A 20,033-nucleotide genomic window follows, 5' to 3' on the forward strand; every position below is an offset into this window, starting at 1 on the left:
GTGGATCTGAAGTTTTTTCTAATTGATTTCGAAGGAAATTCTTATATCGAAGAGGTTAAAAACCTTAGGGATGTATTTTTTTCTTTTCCTTATTATAAAAACCATAATTTTCATTCGGAAAAAAAATGTAAAATCAAAAACAAATCTCCTATAAGTTTGAAAAGATATTCCAAGGCTTTCGAATACGTAATAGACGAAATAAAACACGGAAACACGTATCTTTTAAATTTGACATTTCCGACGCTTATAAAAACCGACTGTAATTTACTAGATATTTTCAAATCGTCGCAAGCGCCTTTTAAACTATATTTTAAAGACAGATTCGTCTGTTTTTCTCCGGAAAGATTCGTACGCATAGAAAAAAACAAAATTTACACTTTTCCCATGAAAGGCACTATTGACGCTTCCATACCAGAAGCGGACAAAAAAATACTATCAAACATCAAAGAAATGGCAGAACACACTATGGTTGTAGATCTTTTAAGAAACGACCTGGGCATAATAGGAACAAAAGTCAAAGTTAACTCTTTTAGATTTATAGATAAAATTAAAGCCGGAGAAAAAGAACTGCTGCAGGTAAGCAGCGAAATAGAAGCCACGCTTCCTGAAAACTGGCAGTACAACTGGCTGGATATGCTGAAAAAAATGCTTCCGGCAGGCTCAATAACCGGCACACCTAAGAAAAAAACCGTAGAAATAATTAAAAAGGCGGAAAATTATGAAAGAGGATTTTATACAGGTATATTCGGAATAACAGACGAGAAAACATTTCTGGACAGCGCTGTAATAATCAGATATATTGAAAATCCTGACAATACTCATTCACAATTTGACAATTTAACAACTCATGCACCTCACAGCTATATTTACAAAAGCGGAGGCGGCATAACTATAGACAGCAATATGCAAGAAGAATATGAAGAGCTTATAAAAAAAGTATATATTCCTAATTAAAAACTATTTTATTTCTACCGCTTTTTTTAGCGGCGTATAGCCGTTCGTCAGCAATTCTTATCATCTCTGCCAGCGTTTCACCTTCATCAGCCACACCGGCGGAAAAAGTATAATTAATATCTTTATACGCTTTTAAAGAATTTTTTATTTTGTTCAGAATGATTATAGCTTCCTGTTTTGAAGTACTAGGCATAAAAAGTAAAAACTCCTCTCCCCCGTATCTTATTATTTTGTCACTCTTTCTTACGTTCTTTTTTAATATTTCCGCAAAATGTTTTAAAATTTCGTCGCCTATTAAATGTCCGTATGTATCGTTTATCTGTTTAAAATGGTCAATATCAAGCATAACTATACATTTTGTTTTAAACGAATTAAAAAGGTTTTCAAAACTGGTTTCAAGATAGTTTCTGTTATAAACCTGTGTCAGTTTGTCAATCTGAGAAGACTCTAAAATACTCCTGAAATTATCGTAAATATCAAAAATATTATTTACCCTGATTTTCAGCTCTTCTCTTGTAAAAGGTTTTTTTATATAATCATTTGCTCCGATTTTTAAGCATTTGATTAAATGTTTTTCATCTTTGTTTTCAGAAATTACAATAATCGGAAGATCGTTTATATCATTTTTTTCCCTGACTTTTTTAATTAAATCCTCTCCGTTAAGTGCAGGAAGATTAAGCTTGGTGATAATAGTGTCGAATTTTTTATTTTCCATTTTTGAAACTGCTTCTTCTACACTTGAAGCTTCGGTTATATTAAGTTTTATTTTTTTTAATATTTTCTTCTGAAAAGTTCTGTCTTTTTTATTATCATTAATAATCAGCACGTTTCTTTTTCTGTTTTTGTATAAACTTTTTACGAATTTAACAAGATAATCTATTGTATGATAGTCGTCTTTAATTATATAATCAATAATATATTCAATATATGGCTGCTGTAAAAAATTATCTTCACACTGAGTTAAAACGATTACATCTTTTTTCTTTTTAACCAGATATTCAATCTGTTCTCCCTGAGCATCCGGTAAAACCGTATCTACAAGATATAAATCAAAATCTTCTTTTAATTCTTTCAGTTCGGCAAACGTATCCACACATTTACATTCGGCAAATAAAAGATGCTTTTCCAAATATTGTTTTAAGAGTTTCTTGTAAATAAGACTGTGTTCAAGTATTAAGATTTTCATGACCGTATATTGACTGACAGTTTTTTAGAAAGTATATAACTTTCATCCTTCCCCTTTTTCAAAATTAAACAAAACTTATATATGAAAATCAATTTTACTAACTGAACATTAATTTACTATTAATTTTAATATAAATTTAATTGAAGAAAAATAAAAGAAAAAAGAGAAGGGAATTAGCAAGAGTATGAAGTGATGAATTCATACGGATGCGGTCTTCCTTCTACAGGGATAATTTCAGTTTCATATTTGTAATCGATATATGTTTTAATAAAATCGTCTGTCATAACAGGTTTTAAGAAGCTGTTAGGATCTTTTAGTTCGCCTTCAACAGCGTAAATAGCTTCTCTTAAAGTTGCAGGAAGAGTTCTAATTCCTCTTTCTTTAATTTCATCAAGAGTAAGCTCGAAAAGATCTTCATTTAGAGGTTCTCTTGCCGCTTCATAAATTTCAAGATTGTTTTTGATTCCGTCAAGTCCCGCAAGAAGCATTACAGTAAACGCCAAATAAGGGTTAGCAGTTGAATCAGGGAATCTGAACTCTGTTCTTACAGATTTTTCACCCGCACCGAAAGGAATTCTGCAGCTTGCACTTCTGTTTTTAGCACTGTAAGCTAAAATATTTGGAGCTTCAAATCCTGGCTGAAGTCTTTTATATGAGTTCATTGATGCGTTTGTAAATGCAGCTACAGCGTCAGCGTGAGCAAATACACCTGCAATATATTTTTTAGCTATATCGCTTAAGTTAGCGTATGCGCCTTCTTGATAGAATAAGTTTTTACCGTCTTTCCAGATTGACTGGTGAGTATGCATACCGTTTCCGTTGTCTCCGTATAGAGGTTTTGGCATGAATGTAGCAGTTTTGCCGTTTAGGTGAGCCACCATTTTAACTACATATTTTAGTTTTTGAACGTTGTCGGCCGCTTCTACAAGAGTTCCGAATTTAACACCGATTTCACCTTGAGCCTGTGCAACTTCGTGGTGAACAACGAATGTTTCAAGACCTACTTCTTTAAGAACTTTAACCATTTCAGCTCTTAAATCCATCATAGAATCAGTCGGTGGTACAGGGAAATATCCGCCTTTAGTTCTAGGTCTGTGACCGATGTTTAGTTCATCACCCCAGTCAGCGTAATCATTCCAAACACCTTCGCTTGAATCTACTTCATAACACTGAGAGTTAACTTCATCTCTGATTACGATATTGTCAAATACGAAAAATTCATTTTCAGGTCCGAAGTAAGCAACGTCACCGATATTTTGTTCTTCCATATATTTAAGCGCTTTTTTAGCGATACTTCTAGGACATTTTTCATAAGGAGTCCCGTCAGTATTGTGTACGTCGCAGAATACTACCATTGTAGGATCAGCTGTGAAAGGATCTACGAAGTGAGTCCCTATTTCCAAATCAGGTTTTAAAATCATGTCAGATTCGTTAATAGGCTGCCATGCAGGAATTGAACTTCCGTCAAAAGGAATTCCGTTTTGTAAAACTTCCTCATCAATAGCATCAATGTCGTAAGTTACGTGATGCCATACACCTTTAATATCAGTAAATCTAAAATCAATAAATTCGATCTCTTTTTCTCTACATTCTTGTAAGAATTTTTTTGCGCTCATTTGCTCTCCTTTTAAAAATTTGAAATAATTATAACCATGTTAAAATATTAAAATCAAAAAATATTGTATAAATTTTAATCAACGGAGAAAAAATGAGGTTTATCGAAACAGTACTTATAACAGAAAAAATAGAAAATATCGAGTTTCACAATAATAGAATGAATAAAACAAGATATGATTTTTTTAAAGCCGCTCCTCTGAATTTAAAAGACTTCATAGAAATACGAAAAAACAAAAGAGTAAGGGTTACTTATTCTAAAAACATCGAAAAAATAGAATATTTCGATTTGCAAAAAAGAGAATTTAATAAATTCAAATTAATAGAATCGGACATCGAATATTCCTACAAATATGCGGACAGGACTAAACTAAACGCTTTAAAAGACGGACGTTACGATGAAATAATTATTGTTAAAAACGGGCTTGTTACCGACACAACAATTTCTAATCTAGCATTTTTCGACGGCGGTAAATGGTACACTCCCAAAACTCCTCTGCTTAAAGGGACAAAAAGGGAAGAACTGCTTCAAAAAGGCTTTCTGCTTTTAAAAGACATTCGCCCTGAAGAGATAAAAAAATATCATAAATTCGCCATGCTAAATGCGATAATAGGATTTATGGAAATTGACATAAACTGTATTAAAACCGACTGATTTGTGTTAAAATTAAACAAAAAAAGGAAACTGATGAATTGGGATTTAACACCTCTTTTCGGTTCGGTAAGCGAAGCGGAAGCTTTTTTAAAAGAAGCGGAATTCAGAGCTATCGATTTCGAAAAAAATTATAAAAACAGACTTTATACGTTAACTCCGGACGAATTTCTGGACTGTTTAAAAGAATATGAAGATATTCTGGAAAATATCGGAAGAGCGCTGACTTATATATATTTAGAATTTGCTACAGACACAAGCAAAGGACAGTTTCTTGCAAAATTTCAGGAAATTGCGAACAAAGCCGAAGAGCATTTGATTTGGTTCGAACTTGAATTTATATATCTTCCTATAGACAAACAACAAAAATTCATCGACAATGCGGGTATTTATAAATACTATCTTCTACATCTCCAGGAAGAAGCTCCTTATAAACTGAGCGAAAAAGAAGAAAAAATTCTTATGAAAAAAGACCTTACAAGCGGCAGCGCATTCAGCAGACTGTTTGACGAACATATAAGCAGACTAAAATTTTTCTTTAATGGTGAGAAGTTAAGCGAAGAAGAAGTATTAAGCAGACTGTATTCTCCTGACAGAAATGAAAGAAAAAAAGCGCAAATCTCTCTTACACTCGGGCTTAAACCTCATCAGGAACTCTTTGCTTATATTTACAACCAGGTTAAAAAAGACTGGAAAATAGATTTTTGTGAAATCAGAGGCTACGACAATGTAGAAGAACCGAGACATTTAAGCAACAAAGTAACCAAAAAAAGCGTCGACGCGCTTATCAGCACCGTAAATGAAAACACGGTACTGGTAGAAGAATACTACAATATAAAAAAAGAGCTTTTAGGATATGAAAACCTATATGACTACGACAGATACGCCCCTATAAAACTTACTGACAAAACACCTGAAATCCCGTTTGAAGAAGCAAAACAGACAGTGCTAAACGCATTTAAAAACTTTTCACATACATTTTACGAAATTGCAAAAAAAGCGTTTGAGGAAAAATGGATCGACGTATATCCTAAAGAAGGGAAAAGAGGAGGGGCTTTTTCTCATTCAGCAACACCGAAAGCACATCCTTACGTACTTTTGAATTATACAAACCAAAGAAGGGATATATTTACCCTTGCACACGAACTGGGCCACGCAATACATCAGTATCTGGCAAAAGACGTAGGATATCTTAATCAGGACACGCCTCTGACAACTGCCGAAACCGCCAGTATTTTTGCGGAAATGCTTCTTTTTGAAGAGCTTAAAAAATCTCTTCCTAAAGATGAACTTTTAGAAATATACGCAGGAAAACTGGAAGATATTTTTGCTACGCTTTTCAGACAGATTGTATTTACAAATTTTGAAAGAAGAGTCCACAGCGAAGACGAACTTAAACCTCAGGACTATAATAAAATATGGATGGAAGAAAATCAAAAAATGTTCGGCCAAAGCGTAATTCTTACTCAAAATTATGAAATATGGTGGAGTTACATTCCTCATTTTATACACTCTCCGTTTTACTGTTATTCATACTCATACGCACAGCTTCTGGTACTTACGCTCTATAACCTTTATAAAAACGGTTTTGAAAATTTCGAAGAAAAATATATTGAGTTTTTATCACAGGGAGGCAGCGTGCCGCCTAAAAAACAGCTTGAAATTTTCGGATTAGACATAGAAGACGAGAACTTCTGGAGAAAAGGTATAGGAGCCGTTAGAAAAATGCTAAACGAATTTAAAGAATTAAAGGATAAAAATGATAGTGAACCTACCCTATTTTAGAGAAATAAAAGAACAGCACGCAAAAGATATTTTAATGATACTTTTGGAAAGGGACGAGCCCTTTTCCGTTCTGGCGCATACTCCTGCGATAAAATTCGATCCGGAACTTCCTAAAAACATAACAGAACAGTTCACTGACGTAATAATGTTCGCTATTGCAAACTATACATTGCAAAGCGCACATATTTCTGATGATAATTTCGTATTTGAAGCCGGGTTTGGAGAAGAAAATATCGGAAGCGTAGTAACTGTGCCTATTTCAAACATTATACAGATTACGCAGGATGAAGTACCTCTTTTTGTAAATGCAGCTGCAACTCTGCCGAAAGAAGAAAAACCAAAAAATCCTTTTGCGGCCAATCCGAGAAACAAAAAATTTATAAAAGATTAATTTTTTACGAAGTTTAATATAGCTTCGATATCTTTTGTTTTTTCTTTGTAAACGATATACGTTTTTCTTTTTAAATTCATACCTTTAATTTTTGCCATAAACAGTTTTTTATCTCTCAGCTCGTCTTTAATAACCATTTTGGAAATTATAGAAACAACCTGTTCACTTGAACTCATAACGGTATATTTCAAAGCGGTAGAATTGTGCACTACACTGATAACATTCAGCGTATCTCATTCAAACTCATGCTCTTCAAAAACATTTTTTATAAAATCCCTGGTAGAAGAATTAGGCTCCCGGCATATCATTTTATAATTTTTCAAATCCGAAAGCTCAATACTAGGCGGCAGTGGTTTATTCGAAAAAACCACAAGTTCGTCGTCTATCCATTCCACGTATTCAAGTCCGTTGTCTTTCTTTTTGGTTACAAACGCCATATCCACGGCTTTTTTTTCAACATCTTCAAACAAAGCGTCATTATTCTTGATTACAAGGTTTATTTCTCTGTTTATCAGACTTTTAAAATACTTAATGCATTCCGGCAGATTGTAATTACCCACGGTAGGAGAAGCGCCTATTAAAAACGGCGTATCCGCATTTCTGAATTCTTCAAGCTTTTTTTCGAACCCGCTCAAAAATTTTTCAAACTCTTTGGCGTATATTAAAAACGTCTGGCCTTCTTTGGTAAGAATAACGCCGTTTTTTTTACGTTCGAAAAGACTTACGCCGAGAAAATCTTCAAGTATTCTTATCTGCTGGGTTACCGCCGGCTGTGAAATACCGAGCGCCTTACTTGCTTTGGAAAAACTGCTTTCTCTGTTTATAACTAAAAAAGTGTAAATTTTATCAAGGTATTTAATTACCATAATTCTCCTCTTCAATTTTATTAATGAGAATTATAACTAAAAATTATAATTATGCAAATACAATAGTTAAAAAAGAAAAAAAAGAATATTTCCACTTAAAAAGGAATATGTTTCAAAATAAATTTTCCGTTAAACAATTATTAATTTTTGCTTTTTAAAAAAATATTCTTTTGGTATAATTAATATAAAAAAGCGGGAAAATGGACTTTTTAAACGAACTTAACGACGAACAGAAAGAAGCGGCCACACATATAGACGGAGCCTTATTAATATTAGCCGGAGCCGGAAGCGGAAAAACAAAGACTATTACGACAAGACTTGCCTATCTTCTAAGTCTCGGTATCGACCCTGCAAACACCCTTACTCTAACATTTACAAATAAAGCGGCAAGCGAAATGCGAGAACGTGCGCTTAGAATGATACAAGGCGGAGCGGCGCACCCTCCTCTTTTGAGCACTTTTCATAAATTCGGGCTTATGTTTTTAAAGCTTTACATACATTTAATCGGAAGAAAAAACACATTCGTAATAATAGACAGCGACGATCAAAAAAAGATACTCAAATCAATTTCTACTGATCTTCCTCTTTCGTTTGTAAGCAAAGAAATAAGTAAATATAAAAACTCTTTTTTAAATGCCGATGAAGTTTATTCCCTTGCAAAAGACACGACTTATAAAAAACTCGCCCATATTTACGACAAATACCAAAAATATCTGCTTGAAAATAATTTAGTCGACTTTGACGACCTTCTTCTTTTAACATACACCATATTAAATGAAAACGACGATCTGTGCAAAGAAATTTCGGATAAATACAAATATATTATGGTTGATGAGTATCAGGATACCAATGAAATACAGCTTCTTTTATTAAAAAAACTCTGCAGAACACACAACAACATATGTGTTGTCGGAGACGACGATCAGTCAATTTATGGATTCAGAGGTGCAAACCACAAAAACATCCTGAATTTCGAAAAAGATTTTGACGCAAAAGTAATAAAACTGGAAACAAATTACAGATCAACAAATCAGATCTTAAACGCGGCGAATTCCCTTATCAGCTTCAATAAACAAAGATACGACAAAAAACTCAAATCAGCCCTCGGTGACGGCAAAGCCATCGAACTGCTGTCAAATTATAATGAAATGGCCGAATCAGAAGCAATAGCAAAACGGATTAAAAACCTTATAAATAGAGGCGTAAATCCAAAAGACATAGCTATCCTTTACAGAATAAACGCCCTCTCACGTTCCATAGAAGACGGACTCAGAACATACGGTATTACCTATAAGCTCGTAGGTGGCATGAGATTTTACGAAAGAGAAGAAATTAAGGATTTAATAAGCTATTTGAGAGTGTTTGTCAATCCAAACGATGATTATTCGTTTAAAAGAATAGTTAACAAACCTAAAAGAGGAATAGGAAAAACCACCATACTAAAACTCGAAGAAGCAAAAGGGGAAAAATCGTTTCTTGAATTTATTAAAGAAAACGATCTCTCATTTTTAAGTAAAAAAGCCGCAAAAACATTAAAAGATTTCGAAAAAACAATCCAGTTTTTAAGTTCTCTCTCAATAGAAGAGCTTCCTGAAGCTATTGAAAAAACCCTGGAACTCAGCACAAGCTACAAAGACGAAGACAAAAGAAGAAACGTTGAAGAGTTTTACGGTATGATGCATGAAAGAAAAGATTTAAACCTCAGAGAATTTCTAAATGAGCTCTCCCTTGAAAGCGATCAGGACAAAATAACAGATGAGATGATAAACGTTATGACAATACATGCAAGCAAAGGCCTTGAATTTGAACATCTTTTTGTAATAGGAATGGAAGAAGGCTTTTTCCCTTTAAACGAAGCGGATATAGAAGAAGAAAGGCGTCTTGCATATGTGGCGATTACAAGAGCCAAAAAAGAACTCACCCTTTCTTATGTGCAGAGCAGATATATCAGAGGCCAGAGAAGCAGGGTTTCGAAAAGCCGCTTTTTAACGGAAGCCGGCCTTATAAGAGGAGAGAGGGTAAACCTAAAAGAAGCTCCAAGCGGAGGAGCATTCAAAGTAGGAGGGCTTGTCAAACACAAAGTATTCGGAACCGGCAGAATTCTCGGTATAAACAAAGCCGGAAACAAAACAAAACTTAAAATAGATTTCGGACACAATATAAGAGAAATACTAAGCGATTTTGTGGAAAAAGCGTAAAATAAGTGGAAAATGGAAAATGAAAAGTGAAAAATTAAAATGTGAAAATATGCTGTTTGTAGCAAACAAACCGATGTTCATAAGTTCAAATAAATTTTTAAATCGGTTAAAAAGAAAATACGGTATTAAAAAAATGGGATTTTCGGGAACACTTGATCCTTTTGCATGCGGATGTCTTATTATAGCCAGCGGACAGTACACAAAACTTTTCAGATTTTTAAAAAAAACACCGAAAACTTATCTGGCTACATTAATGCTTGGAGCTTACTCTCCCAGTTTAGATATAGAAAAAATTGAAAAAATTGAAAATATCGAACCTCTTGAAAAAGAAAAAATCATCGAAACGTTAAATTCATTTAAAGGAATTCAAAAACAGCTGCCCCCTAAATACAGTGCCAAAAGAATAAACGGACAAAGAGCTTACAATTTAATTGAGAATGGAGAATTGAGAATTGAGAACAATATATCTCAAAACGTATACTTGGAAAAAGAAGTTGATATAGAGATATTTGACATAGAACTTATTAACTATTCCCATCCTTTTATTACGTTTAAAGCCAGCGTAAGCGAAGGGACGTATATAAGAAGCCTGGGTTTTGATATTGCAAAAAAACTGGGCGTAAATGGAGCTTTGACATATCTTGAAAGGTTAAACGAAGGAAAATTTCATTATGAATGCGAAAAACCTTTAAATCCTATCGAATATCTTGATCTGGAAGAAAACAGTTATGAAAACGATATTGAAAATTTAATACTCGGAAGAAAATTAAACATAAATGATTTTAAAATTAAAAAAAACGGCAAATATTATGTAAAATTTGATAAATTTTTTGCTATTATAGAAATAGAATCAGATAAAGTATCTTATATTTTGAACAGGATTGAACTATGCTAGTAATATCAAGGAAGATAAACGAAAAAATCAAAATAGGCGACGATATTGAAATAACGATAATATCAATCGACAAAAATCAGGTAAAAATTGGTATAGAAGCGCCAAAAGACGTGCCTATTTTAAGAGCAGAGCTTATTGAGCAGATAACCGCCGAAAATAAAAAAGCAGTGCAGGAAGTCGATATAGACACATTAAAAAATATTTCCGATATTTTTAAAGGATAACAGTGAAAATAAAAGCGCATGCAAAAGTAAATATATTTTTAAAAATAGTCGGTCATGACGGCTTTTACCATCTTATTAAATCAAGATTTATGAAAGTTGCAGATTTATATGACGAAATCGAAATAGTTGAAGCCGAAAAATTTAATATCGTAGGAGACATAAACTGCGCCCTTAGGGAAAACAGCGTATTTAAAGCTTATGTAGAACTTACACAGGAGTATCCGGCAATTAAACCCTGGTTTATAGGAAAAGAGATAAGAATACATAAAAACATTCCTGAAATGGCCGGACTTGGAGGAGGAAGCAGCGACGCAGCAGCTTTTTTAAGACTGGTAAATAAAGAATCAGGTCTTAATCTCTCAAAAGAAGAACTTGTAAAAATAGGTAATAAAATAGGCAGCGACGTAGCGTTTTTTATTTATGACTATGACAGCGCAAACGTATACGGAAGAGGAGATGTAGTAGAAAAATATGACGAAAATCTTCTTGATATTGAAGTATTTACTCCTCCTATAGAATGTTCTACGCCTGATGTGTACAAAACGTATAAAGAAAAATTCTTCAACCCTTCAAATACCGATTTTGATAAAAAAGATTCAGCTGAACTTTTAACCGCTCACACTCCTTCCGAATTAAACGACCTTCTAAAGCCCGCACTGAATTTATATCCTGATTTATATAAATATATGGACAAAGGCTTCTTTACAGGCAGCGGCAGCAGTTTTTTCAAAATAAAAAATTAACCCTCTCCTAAATATAATTTTATCTTATATTAATAATAAATTAATATTATAGGAATATACTTGCGCGAAATTCAATCGGAGGTTTAAAATGCAAAGAAGCCTAAAATATTTTCCTGTACAGCTGTTTGCAGTGATTATGGGTCTTTCCGGACTTACAATTGCATTTGCAAAAGCCTGGCATTTTCTAAAAATAGACGCTTTTCATCCAATATACGAAGCTCTGCTTGTAATTGACACAATACTGTTTTTTGTAGTATTTTTCACTTACATCATTAAATGGATCAAATACCCGGAAGCGGTTGCAAAAGAATTCAACCATCCTATTAAAAGCTCTTTTGCCGCGGCAATATCCATAAGCTTTCTGCTTATTTCCATAGCATATTACGACTATGCTCCTACCGTATCCATAGTATTTTGGTATATCGGTGCGCCTTTACATCTCTTTTTTACTTATAAAGTAATGAAATTCTGGATAGAACACAAATTCGAAGTGGGACAAATCAACCCTGCATGGTTCATACCGATCGTAGGTAACGTGCTGATACCTGTTGTAGGAGTTGACGCCCAGCCGGAAATGGTAAACATTTTCTTTTACGCGATAGGAATATTTTTCTGGCTTGTGCTCTTTACCATAGTAATTTACAGAATGATTTTCCACCATCCTATAGGACAGAGACTTGTTCCTACGTTTTTTATACTTATTGCGCCTCCGGCGGTAGGTTTTATAAGTTATTTTAGAATAACTTTCGGTCTGGTAGATACTGACAGCCTGTTTTTATATTTTATTGCGCTGTTTATTTTCGTACTGCTGCTTACAATGATTAAAAGTTTTATCAAACTTAAATTTTTCATTTCATGGTGGGCATACACATTCCCTATGGCTGCTATTACAATAGCCACAATATTAATGAATTCGGCTTACAATAACAATCTTACATATTACGGAGGGCTGCTGCTTCTTATAATAACAGCCCTGCTCGTAGCCTATGTAACATACAAAACATATATTGCAATAATAAATCAAAAAATCTGTATACCTGAGGAGGAATAAAATGAATAAAAGAAGTTTTATTGGAGGATTAATAATAGGAGCTGTAGCCGCGTTGTTCATAGTTCCGCTGTTAATTAAATTTTCGGCTCAAACTATGCTTTTCAAACAGGTTGTAAGCCCGTATTCTTTTGAAAAAACGGTCAATCTTATTACCCAAAGAATATCAAAACAGCCAGGATGGCATGTTGTAACCGTTATTAACCAGGAAGAAGAAATTAAAAAATACGGCGGTCCGGATGTCGGTAAAGTAGCCATTATCAAATTCTGTAACGCTAAATACGCAGGCAAAATGCTGAGCGACGACGATACTAAGTTTATGGCGGTAAAAATGCCTCTCAGCATAGCCGTATATGAAAACAGCAAAGGCGTAGTAAAAATATCTCTTATGAACGGTTATCTTCTTACAAGACTGTTAAGCGGAACAAAAGAAGCGAAAATTATGGAACATGTAGTAAGAGACATTCAGAGTATTTTAGGATTCGTCCACTTCAGATATTCTATTTTTTAAAAGGCTTTAAGCCTTTTAAGCTTTAAAATCAAACGTTTCGTTTTCTTTTTGCTGGTTATAAAATTTTTTTAAATTCTGGATTTTCTGCATTTCCAAAGACAGCCTCTCTTTTTCTTTTTGTAAAAGTTTTACGGCTTCTTTGATATATGCCTGTATTTCCATTGCTTCTTCTATACTCTCAAATTCAGGATCGTTTTGTATAATCTTTTCTAAAAGTTTTAAGTCCTGATTAATTACTGCTACTTTCAATTTATTTAAATAATCTTTCATCTTAACTGATTCCCGTCTCTTCTTTCCAAGCTTCAATCAGCCCTTTTAACACCCTTATAACGTCGTCTAAATATTTAGTGTCGTTTTCCAGATTGGCTTTTGCCAAAAGTTCTAGCTGATACCCGTATAATCCGTTTAAATAATAAGCGATATCCCCGCCTTTTTCAAAATCAAGAGAGTTGATAAGCTCGATAAAAATATTTGAAGTTTTAATAATATATTTTACTTTGTCTTCAATATTTCCTTCATCTATGGCTTTTTTTGCAAAATTTGCAAATCTTAAAGCTCCTTCATAAAGCATAAGTATTAATTTTTCAGGTCTGTCTATATTTACGTTCATTTGATTATAACTATTAAGAGCTTTATTATACGTCATTTACCGTCCTTTATTTTTTATCTGCTATTGACTGGTCTATTGTCTGCTGTAAAGTTTGACTCTGAACATTCAGTTTATTAATCATTTCATCATACGCTGCAAACTGTTTAGCCATAATATCATATTTAGTATCAAGATATTTGTTCATAGCGTCTATTCTGTCCTGATATCTGTCTTCTTCATCTTTAATTTCCTGATCAAGAAGGTTAAGATTCGAATTATCGCCGGTAATAGTTGTATCAAAATCGGTTTTTAATTTAGTAAACATATCGCCAAAAAGTTTGTTTGTTAAATCAGGGTCTTTATCATAGGCTTCTTTAAATTTATCGGCATCAAAACTGATCATTCCGGTTTTATCCATACTGAATCCTACATCCGCAGCCGTAAAAACTGATGTAGTGGTATACTGATTTCCGTTTAAATCTGTAGCAGTCGTTTGATTAGACATTACAACACCGAAAATATCGTTGCTAAATCTATTTTCAAGCATTGTAAAATCACTGTCACCCTGGAAAAGACCCACATTTCCGGTATCTTTATCATACGCTGTAAGACTCTGAAGATTTGAAATCATCTGATTGTAATCTGCTACGAATTTCTGAATAGCTTTAGTCATATCGTCTACATTGGATGTAATATCAACGGTAGAATCTCCTTCGCTTTCAAGATTAATCGTAACACCCGTAATCAAATCATCCACTGTGTTTGAAGATCTTTCTACCTGAACACCGTTATACGTAAACACGGAATCCTGAGCGGTTTGCAGTCTGTTTGAATTTGTAAAATCAGTGTTATCGTTAAAGTTTGTAGTAAGTCCCGTATCGGTAATACTGATATCGCCTATTGCCTGAAGACCGAAGTTTATAGCACCCGTATCTGAGTTATATGATGCGTTTACTTTTAAAGAATTTCCTTCACTGTCTTTTAAATCTCCGCTGTTTAAAGCATTTATAAAATCACTTACGGTTGTCCCGTCAGCCACGTTCATTGAATAAGTTGTTCCGTTTACATCAATACTGAAAGTCTGATCGCTTCCGCTGTTGTTAACCAAATCGGTATCCGAAGAATATGTAGCGGAAGTATAATTAGTAGCGTTTAATCCTAAATCGTCAATTCCGGAATAATTAAACTCTATATAATTATCCGCTCCGGTATCATTCGCTTTTAAAACAAGTTTATACGGATCGTCTCCTATACCTGTATCGATAATAGAAGCGGTAACTCCGGCATTTGCGTTGTTAATGGCATCTCTTAAATCTTCCAAAGTGGCTCCGGCAGGGACAGAAATTGTTGTTTCAGTCCCGCCCGTTCCTATAGTAATGTTTTGAGAAGTACCGGAACCGTTTATAATAGAATCAGTTGACGCATAACCTTTAGACTGATATACGTCGTTTTGCGCAAGCTGAGAAACATTAATATCAAAACTCTGAGGCTCAACCCCGTCATTAGCGGTTACGCTTACGCTGCTTCCGTTTACAGTAGTATTTACCTTTGCAAACAGTGTACCGTCCGCTAAATCCAAAATATCCGTTTTAACGGTAGATCCTATTGTAATAAACTGTGATAAAGCACTCTCTTTTTTCTTTAACAAATCAAGCTTATCTTCAAGAGGTTTTACCATCATATCTTGATCTGCTTTTTTTAATTTATCAATAACGTCGTAACTTAACACCCCGTTACTTCCGGCTCCCAATGAACTTAAAATTCCTAAATCTGCCATTTCCTATCCTTTCTTGTCAAATAGTAATCCTACTACTTCTCTCATTTTTTCCATTAATTCCAATGCTTCTTTCGGAGGATACTCTCTTATAACTTTATCGCTTTTAGTATCCACTACCTTTACGGTCAGTTCGTCAATTTTATCGTTAAAATGAAACTTAAGCGTCGTATTAAGAGGGTTTAACGCTTTATTCAGCTCCTCTGTAAGCTTTTGCAACTCTTTTTTTAATTTGTTTTTATCCTGTGATTCGATTATATCATGCTGTTCGTTAGATAATTTATTTACTTTTTCTACCTGCACGTGTTTCGTGCTGTTCTGATTTGTAATATTATCTAAATTCTGCGTTTTTTGAGCTACGTTTTTTATATTGCTAAAAACGTCCATAACAAACCCCTTTTTTAATCTGTAACAATATCGTCAAAAATATAAAATAATTTAATTTTTTGATAGAATTTCTTAAAACTATTCCCGAAGGTTTCAAATGCAGTATAAAATAAAATGCAATTCTCCGCTTTTACAACATACACTTGAATATTTTTTAAAAGACAGTTTAAGCGAAAACGGTATAATTATTACCGACAATCCGGATATTGACGGAATATTAATCGGAAAAGACATTAAAAAGCCTTTTACCAAAACAACACTTTACATGCAGCTGGAAAAACAGATGCCTGTAAAAACAGAAAGCCTGGAAGAAAAAATAGACAAAGCGTTTGAAAAATTCAGGGAAGAACTTTTAGAAATATTAAAGGAGTACGATGGAAAAAAGTAACATAAAAATTATCGGCGGCAAATACAGAGGCAAAAAACTTTATATGGGAAACAAAGAAGTCACAAGAAGCACCAAAAACATACTTAAAGAAAGCGTTTTTAACACCCTGCAGTGGGAAGTGCCGGATTCCACATGGGTTGAAATGTTCAGCGGTGTCGGAAGCATAGGCCTGGAAGCCGTAAGCAGAGGTGCAAAAAAAGCATATTTCCTGGAAAAAGACCCGGAAGCTGCAAAAGTTTTGAAAAAAAACATCGATTCAATGGATCCTGAAAAATGTGAAATTATTTTGGGAGACAGTTTTGAAACTGTATGGGATGTAATTGAAAAACTAAAAAGAGACAGGGATAAAGCGTTTTTCTATTTCGACCCTCCTTTTGCAATAAGAGAAGGCTATGAAGATATTTACGAAAAAGTTAAACAGCTGATAAAACAGCTTCCAAAAATCAATGTTGAAAAAATTTTAATAGAACATCAAAGCGATTATGACTTCCCTGAAGAACTGGGATTATATAAAAAAATCAAAACAAGAAAATTCGGAAAAAGTTCCGTAACTTATTATGAATAAAGGAAACATCATGAATAAATTATTATGGATACCATTAGCGGGAATTGTATTTTTTACTGGATGTGCAACTACTGCGCAGCAGCAAAACGTAAAACCTATAAGCTTTAAAAGCATAAGTCTTCTTGACAAATACGGCGTAAATGAAAACGCATTAATGAAAGCTGGCAAAAACGCATATATTTTTATTATTCCGGATCCTAACGGCACGGCAATATATAAAATTGACAAAAATTACAATCTGATATGGAAAAAAGTCACTCCGATACTTTTAGATGCCGTTAAATCGGAAGTAAAAAACGGCAAACTCTACATACTCGGATATGACCAGAACAAAAACAGAGTCGCATTTTTAGAATACGATTTAAACGGAAAACTTGATAAAATAACTTATTACGGGAAAAAATACGATCTTGCAAGAGACTTTATAATGATAAACGGCAAAACATATGTAGCCGTTACACAATACTCGCCAAACAGCAACTCTGATATTGTAATTTATTCCCAAAACAATAAAGACATAACACTTTCAACACCGAATATGGATGACGTAACATTTATAAAACCTTATAAAAAAGGTATTTTAATCATAGGCACAACACAAAACACTTCTCAAGACGTGATTATTGCTTACAAAACACTTGACAATAAAACAGTTTGGGCCAAATCAATAGACCTGGGAATGGATGAAAAACCGGAAAGCATAGAAATAAAAAACAATGAAATAATCTTAAAAATCCTTTCTACCGACCATATGGGTGCAGAAAAAGAAGTCACATTCATTATTGACGAAAACGGAAAAGTAAAAAGTGTAAAAAAAGGTATAGAATTTAAACAGCTGCCTGTTAAGTATAGGACGTAAATGAACCTGAAACAGGAATTTTACGCCCATAATTTTTCTTCTTTCGTTTTAGAAAACAGACCTTTTTTTAAAAGTTACAGGGAAAAATTCGCCGGCATACTTAGTGAATATTTAAACAGACTTACCAACAGCAGATTTACAACGGAAGAAATAGAGCACTTTTACGACATGCTGTTTATTTCTCCGTTTTTCAGTAAAAATACCGTTAATCCCTCTAAAGACATGGCTTTAATATACAAATTAAACGACTACGATATAGATTCCTCTTTTATTTTAAACAAAATGTTTCTTATTTTAAGCAACAGTTATATTAAGTATTTAATAAAAAAGAAAAATTCAGTCTCAGAACTTAAAAAAATGACTATGCTGCTGGATTTTTACATAAAATACATCGAACTTCACAAAAACATTGAAGAGGACATAACTACAAAAATTCCAAAAGAAATAAAAGAAATTTACATCAACAAAAAACCTTTAAACCTGTTTACGATTTACAAAGGTATCCCTATAGCTCATAAAACACATATTCTTTCTCTTGACGAAGAAGAAGGCATTATTAAAGTAACGGCAAACAATTACCAAATCGTAGCGGCAAAATTTCATAAAGAAATATTTCTTCTTGAAAACGATAAAGAATACAGTTTCAGAGCCAATATAAAACATTTTGTCGTACATAAAAAACAGATGTATCTGAACAATATAGAAAAAGTACACAGAAACGCACCTAAAAGAAGCTTCATAAGAGTTCAGCCAAAAGAAAAAATAGAAGTTGTTCTGAAATACGGCGATAAAAAGCTTAAAACGGAACTGTATGATATTTCTTTAAGAGGCTTATGCGTTTTAGGACCTATGTCTATACTGAAAGTATCTGATATAGTTACTTTGGAATTTATACTCCATATGGACAAGCCTTATCTTATCGCAACGGAAGGTGAAATCAAATCAATTACCAAACTTGATTCAAAAACATACAGATATCACATACATTTCGAACTTCCGACTCATTATGAATATATTCTCTCAAAATATATTACAAAAAGGGAAAAAGAGATCGTAAAAGAGCTTAACGCCTATATTTCAAAAGAATTTATCGCTCTTAACGAATAAAACTCTTTTTTGTATTCTTTAAACCTTCCCTCAAGAATCGCCTCCCTGATTTCTCTTACGAGATTGAGATAATAGTGCAGGTTGTGAATACTTGCAAGTCTGAAATACGTAAGCTCTTTTGCCTTAAACAGATGATTAAGATATGCCCTGCTGAAATTTCTGCACGTATAACAGTTACATTTCGGATCAATAGGTGAATCGTCAAGTTTGTATTTTGCGTTTTTAATTCTTAGCGTTCCGAATGTTGTAAACAGATAACCGTTTCTGGCGTTACGTGTCGGCATTACGCAGTCAAACATATCCACCCCTCTCTCAACCGCTTCTATGATATCCTCCGGTGTTCCGACACCCATGAGGTATCTTGGTTTGTCCTGCGGCATATATGGAGTCGTAGCTTCAATTGTATCGTACATCAGCTGATTTTCTTCCCCTACACTGAGCCCTCCTATGGCAAATCCGTCAAAAGTATGTCCTTCATACTCTAAAGAGACAAGACTCTCGGCACTTATACGCCTGAATTCAAAATCCGTACCTCCCTGGATAATCGCAAAAAGATTGTTTTTTTTACCTTTTTTTACATGATGTACAAGACTTCTGTAAGCCCACTCAGTCGTTCTTTCAATTGATTTTTTAATTCTCTCTTTAGTATTCGGAAGAGCTATCAAATCATCCAAAACCATCATAATGTCGCTGTTAAGGTTGTACTCTATATCTATAACCTTTTCAGGTGAAAAAAAATGTCTGCTTCCGTCTATATGGCTTTTAAACCATATTCCCTCATCCGTAAATTTTACGTTATCTCCTAGACTGAACGCCTGAAAACCTCCGCTGTCTGTTAAAAAACTTCTTTTATAACCGCTGAATCCGTGAAGCCCTCCGAGTTTTGCGACGGTTTCATCCCCCGGACGGAGATAAAGGTGATACGTGTTTCCGAGTATTATCGGCGCATCAAGTATTTCCGTCATATCTACGGCATCAAGGCTTTTTACGGCTGCCGCGGTTCCCACAGGCATAAAAATCGGTGTTTTTATTTCACTGTGGGCTGTTTTTATCGTACAGGCTCTGGCATTTGAGTCTGTTTTATCTATTTTAAATTCCATTTAATCCCTTTAATTATAATCAAGCTGAAAGCTCAACAAGATATATCCTATATTGTCTTCATTGCCCTAATTTTTACTTTGCACCAATGCACATACTTTTTTTTCAAGAGTATATACCCTGCAAGCTTTTTCACTTTTCACTTTTCATTTTTAACTTTTCATTTCCCATTCGTATGATATAATTTTATGAAATTTTA

General features: G+C 33.9%; 23 protein-coding genes. 14 read left to right on the plus strand and 9 right to left on the minus strand.

Annotation, left to right across the window (positions count from 1 at the left end; all coding sequences use genetic code 11):
* Positions 1-954, plus strand: a complete 954-nt coding sequence (locus ACZ5EP_RS04960; RefSeq protein ID WP_464508204.1) for an aminodeoxychorismate synthase component I — start codon at positions 1-3, stop codon at positions 952-954.
* Here ACZ5EP_RS04960 and ACZ5EP_RS04965 read toward each other — a convergent pair.
* Together ACZ5EP_RS04965 and glnA are read right to left on the minus strand one after the other, a co-directional pair.
* The gene (locus ACZ5EP_RS04965) at positions 947-2,140 is read right to left on the minus strand and encodes a GGDEF domain-containing response regulator (RefSeq protein WP_464508205.1); all 1,194 of its coding nucleotides are present in this window, start codon (positions 2,138-2,140) and stop codon (positions 947-949) included. The two genes, ACZ5EP_RS04960 and ACZ5EP_RS04965, sit on opposite strands and share 8 nt — an antisense overlap.
* Before the next feature lie 173 nt (positions 2,141-2,313).
* A complete protein-coding gene (gene glnA / locus ACZ5EP_RS04970; RefSeq protein WP_464508206.1) occupies positions 2,314-3,756 on the minus strand; it encodes a type I glutamate--ammonia ligase in 1,443 nt (480 codons plus the stop codon).
* Positions 3,757-3,848: 92 nt separating this feature from the next.
* On the opposite strand from glnA, the gene ACZ5EP_RS04975 reads away from it, so the two are divergent.
* The 3 genes from ACZ5EP_RS04975 to ACZ5EP_RS04985 are packed head-to-tail and all read left to right on the plus strand — an operon-like array spanning position 3,849 to position 6,582.
* On the plus strand, positions 3,849-4,409 hold the full coding sequence (locus ACZ5EP_RS04975) for an aminotransferase class IV (protein ID WP_464508207.1): 561 nt from the start codon (positions 3,849-3,851) through the stop codon (positions 4,407-4,409).
* A gap of 30 nt (positions 4,410-4,439) precedes the next feature.
* Entirely contained in the window at positions 4,440-6,191 is a 1,752-nt protein-coding gene (locus ACZ5EP_RS04980; RefSeq protein ID WP_464509636.1) for a M3 family oligoendopeptidase, read from the plus strand.
* The gene (locus ACZ5EP_RS04985; protein WP_464508208.1) at positions 6,166-6,582 is read left to right on the plus strand and encodes a hypothetical protein; all 417 of its coding nucleotides are present in this window, start codon (positions 6,166-6,168) and stop codon (positions 6,580-6,582) included. The genes ACZ5EP_RS04980 and ACZ5EP_RS04985 overlap by 26 nt, the downstream gene beginning before the upstream one ends.
* Here the strand turns inward: ACZ5EP_RS04985 and ACZ5EP_RS04990 are convergent.
* Positions 6,579-6,758, minus strand: a complete 180-nt coding sequence (locus ACZ5EP_RS04990) for a hypothetical protein (RefSeq protein WP_464508209.1) — start codon at positions 6,756-6,758, stop codon at positions 6,579-6,581. The genes ACZ5EP_RS04985 and ACZ5EP_RS04990 overlap by 4 nt on opposite strands.
* 57 nt (positions 6,759-6,815) lie before the next feature.
* Positions 6,816-7,448 carry a LysR family transcriptional regulator gene (locus tag ACZ5EP_RS04995; protein ID WP_464508210.1) on the minus strand — a complete coding sequence of 211 codons (633 nt, stop codon included), beginning with the start codon at positions 7,446-7,448 and terminating at the stop codon, positions 6,816-6,818.
* Between the two features lie 200 nt (positions 7,449-7,648).
* On the opposite strand from ACZ5EP_RS04995, the gene ACZ5EP_RS05000 reads away from it, so the two are divergent.
* From ACZ5EP_RS05000 to ACZ5EP_RS05025, 6 genes are all read left to right on the plus strand, one after another.
* Positions 7,649-9,646: an ATP-dependent helicase gene (locus ACZ5EP_RS05000; RefSeq protein ID WP_464508211.1), complete on the plus strand. Its 1,998-nt coding sequence runs from the start codon at positions 7,649-7,651 to the stop codon at positions 9,644-9,646.
* A gap of 19 nt (positions 9,647-9,665) precedes the next feature.
* Positions 9,666-10,541 carry a pseudouridine synthase family protein gene (locus ACZ5EP_RS05005; RefSeq protein WP_464508212.1) on the plus strand — a complete coding sequence of 292 codons (876 nt, stop codon included), beginning with the start codon at positions 9,666-9,668 and terminating at the stop codon, positions 10,539-10,541.
* The gene (gene csrA, locus ACZ5EP_RS05010; RefSeq protein ID WP_127679601.1) at positions 10,535-10,765 is read left to right on the plus strand and encodes a carbon storage regulator CsrA; all 231 of its coding nucleotides are present in this window, start codon (positions 10,535-10,537) and stop codon (positions 10,763-10,765) included. The genes ACZ5EP_RS05005 and csrA overlap by 7 nt, the downstream gene beginning before the upstream one ends.
* Before the next feature lie 2 nt (positions 10,766-10,767).
* The gene (locus ACZ5EP_RS05015) at positions 10,768-11,508 is read left to right on the plus strand and encodes a 4-(cytidine 5'-diphospho)-2-C-methyl-D-erythritol kinase (RefSeq protein ID WP_464508213.1); all 741 of its coding nucleotides are present in this window, start codon (positions 10,768-10,770) and stop codon (positions 11,506-11,508) included.
* Between the two features lie 88 nt (positions 11,509-11,596).
* A complete protein-coding gene (locus tag ACZ5EP_RS05020) occupies positions 11,597-12,559 on the plus strand; it encodes an SLAC1 anion channel family protein (RefSeq protein WP_464508214.1) in 963 nt (320 codons plus the stop codon).
* 1 nt (position 12,560) lies between these two features.
* Positions 12,561-13,067, plus strand: coding sequence for a DUF302 domain-containing protein (locus ACZ5EP_RS05025; protein WP_127679598.1), 507 nt, complete (start codon positions 12,561-12,563; stop codon positions 13,065-13,067).
* 15 nt (positions 13,068-13,082) lie between these two features.
* Here the strand turns inward: ACZ5EP_RS05025 and ACZ5EP_RS05030 are convergent, their stop codons facing one another.
* Genes ACZ5EP_RS05030 through ACZ5EP_RS05045 form a run of 4 tightly spaced genes read right to left on the minus strand, consistent with a single transcriptional unit; the run spans position 13,083 to position 15,817 of the window.
* Positions 13,083-13,337: a hypothetical protein gene (locus tag ACZ5EP_RS05030; RefSeq protein ID WP_464508215.1), complete on the minus strand. Its 255-nt coding sequence runs from the start codon at positions 13,335-13,337 to the stop codon at positions 13,083-13,085.
* Between the two features lies 1 nt (position 13,338).
* Entirely contained in the window at positions 13,339-13,713 is a 375-nt protein-coding gene (gene fliS, locus ACZ5EP_RS05035) for a flagellar export chaperone FliS (RefSeq protein WP_127679596.1), read from the minus strand.
* A 10-nt stretch (positions 13,714-13,723) separates the two neighbouring features.
* On the minus strand, positions 13,724-15,433 hold the full coding sequence (gene fliD, locus ACZ5EP_RS05040) for a flagellar filament capping protein FliD (RefSeq protein ID WP_464508216.1): 1,710 nt from the start codon (positions 15,431-15,433) through the stop codon (positions 13,724-13,726).
* A 3-nt stretch (positions 15,434-15,436) separates the two neighbouring features.
* Complete coding sequence (locus ACZ5EP_RS05045) at positions 15,437-15,817, minus strand: flagellar protein FlaG (RefSeq protein WP_464508217.1); 381 nt, start codon at positions 15,815-15,817, stop codon at positions 15,437-15,439.
* A 97-nt stretch (positions 15,818-15,914) separates the two neighbouring features.
* Between ACZ5EP_RS05045 and ACZ5EP_RS05050 the strand changes: the two genes are divergently transcribed.
* Genes ACZ5EP_RS05050 through ACZ5EP_RS05065 form a run of 4 tightly spaced genes read left to right on the plus strand, consistent with a single transcriptional unit; the run spans position 15,915 to position 18,736 of the window.
* Positions 15,915-16,205: a hypothetical protein gene (locus tag ACZ5EP_RS05050; RefSeq protein WP_464508218.1), complete on the plus strand. Its 291-nt coding sequence runs from the start codon at positions 15,915-15,917 to the stop codon at positions 16,203-16,205.
* Positions 16,192-16,770, plus strand: a complete 579-nt coding sequence (rsmD, locus tag ACZ5EP_RS05055; RefSeq protein ID WP_127679592.1) for a 16S rRNA (guanine(966)-N(2))-methyltransferase RsmD — start codon at positions 16,192-16,194, stop codon at positions 16,768-16,770. The genes ACZ5EP_RS05050 and rsmD overlap by 14 nt, the downstream gene beginning before the upstream one ends.
* Positions 16,771-16,780: 10 nt before the next feature.
* Positions 16,781-17,629, plus strand: coding sequence for a hypothetical protein (locus ACZ5EP_RS05060; RefSeq protein ID WP_464508219.1), 849 nt, complete (start codon positions 16,781-16,783; stop codon positions 17,627-17,629).
* Positions 17,630-18,736 (plus strand): PilZ domain-containing protein, encoded by a 1,107-nt coding sequence (locus tag ACZ5EP_RS05065; protein ID WP_127679590.1) that lies wholly within the window; start codon positions 17,630-17,632, stop codon positions 18,734-18,736.
* Here the strand turns inward: ACZ5EP_RS05065 and tgt are convergent.
* Positions 18,700-19,836, minus strand: coding sequence for a tRNA guanosine(34) transglycosylase Tgt (gene tgt, locus ACZ5EP_RS05070; RefSeq protein WP_464508220.1), 1,137 nt, complete (start codon positions 19,834-19,836; stop codon positions 18,700-18,702). The genes ACZ5EP_RS05065 and tgt overlap by 37 nt on opposite strands.
* Between the last annotated feature and the right edge of the window lie 197 nt (positions 19,837-20,033).

The organism is Nautilia abyssi (genome assembly GCF_055388085.1).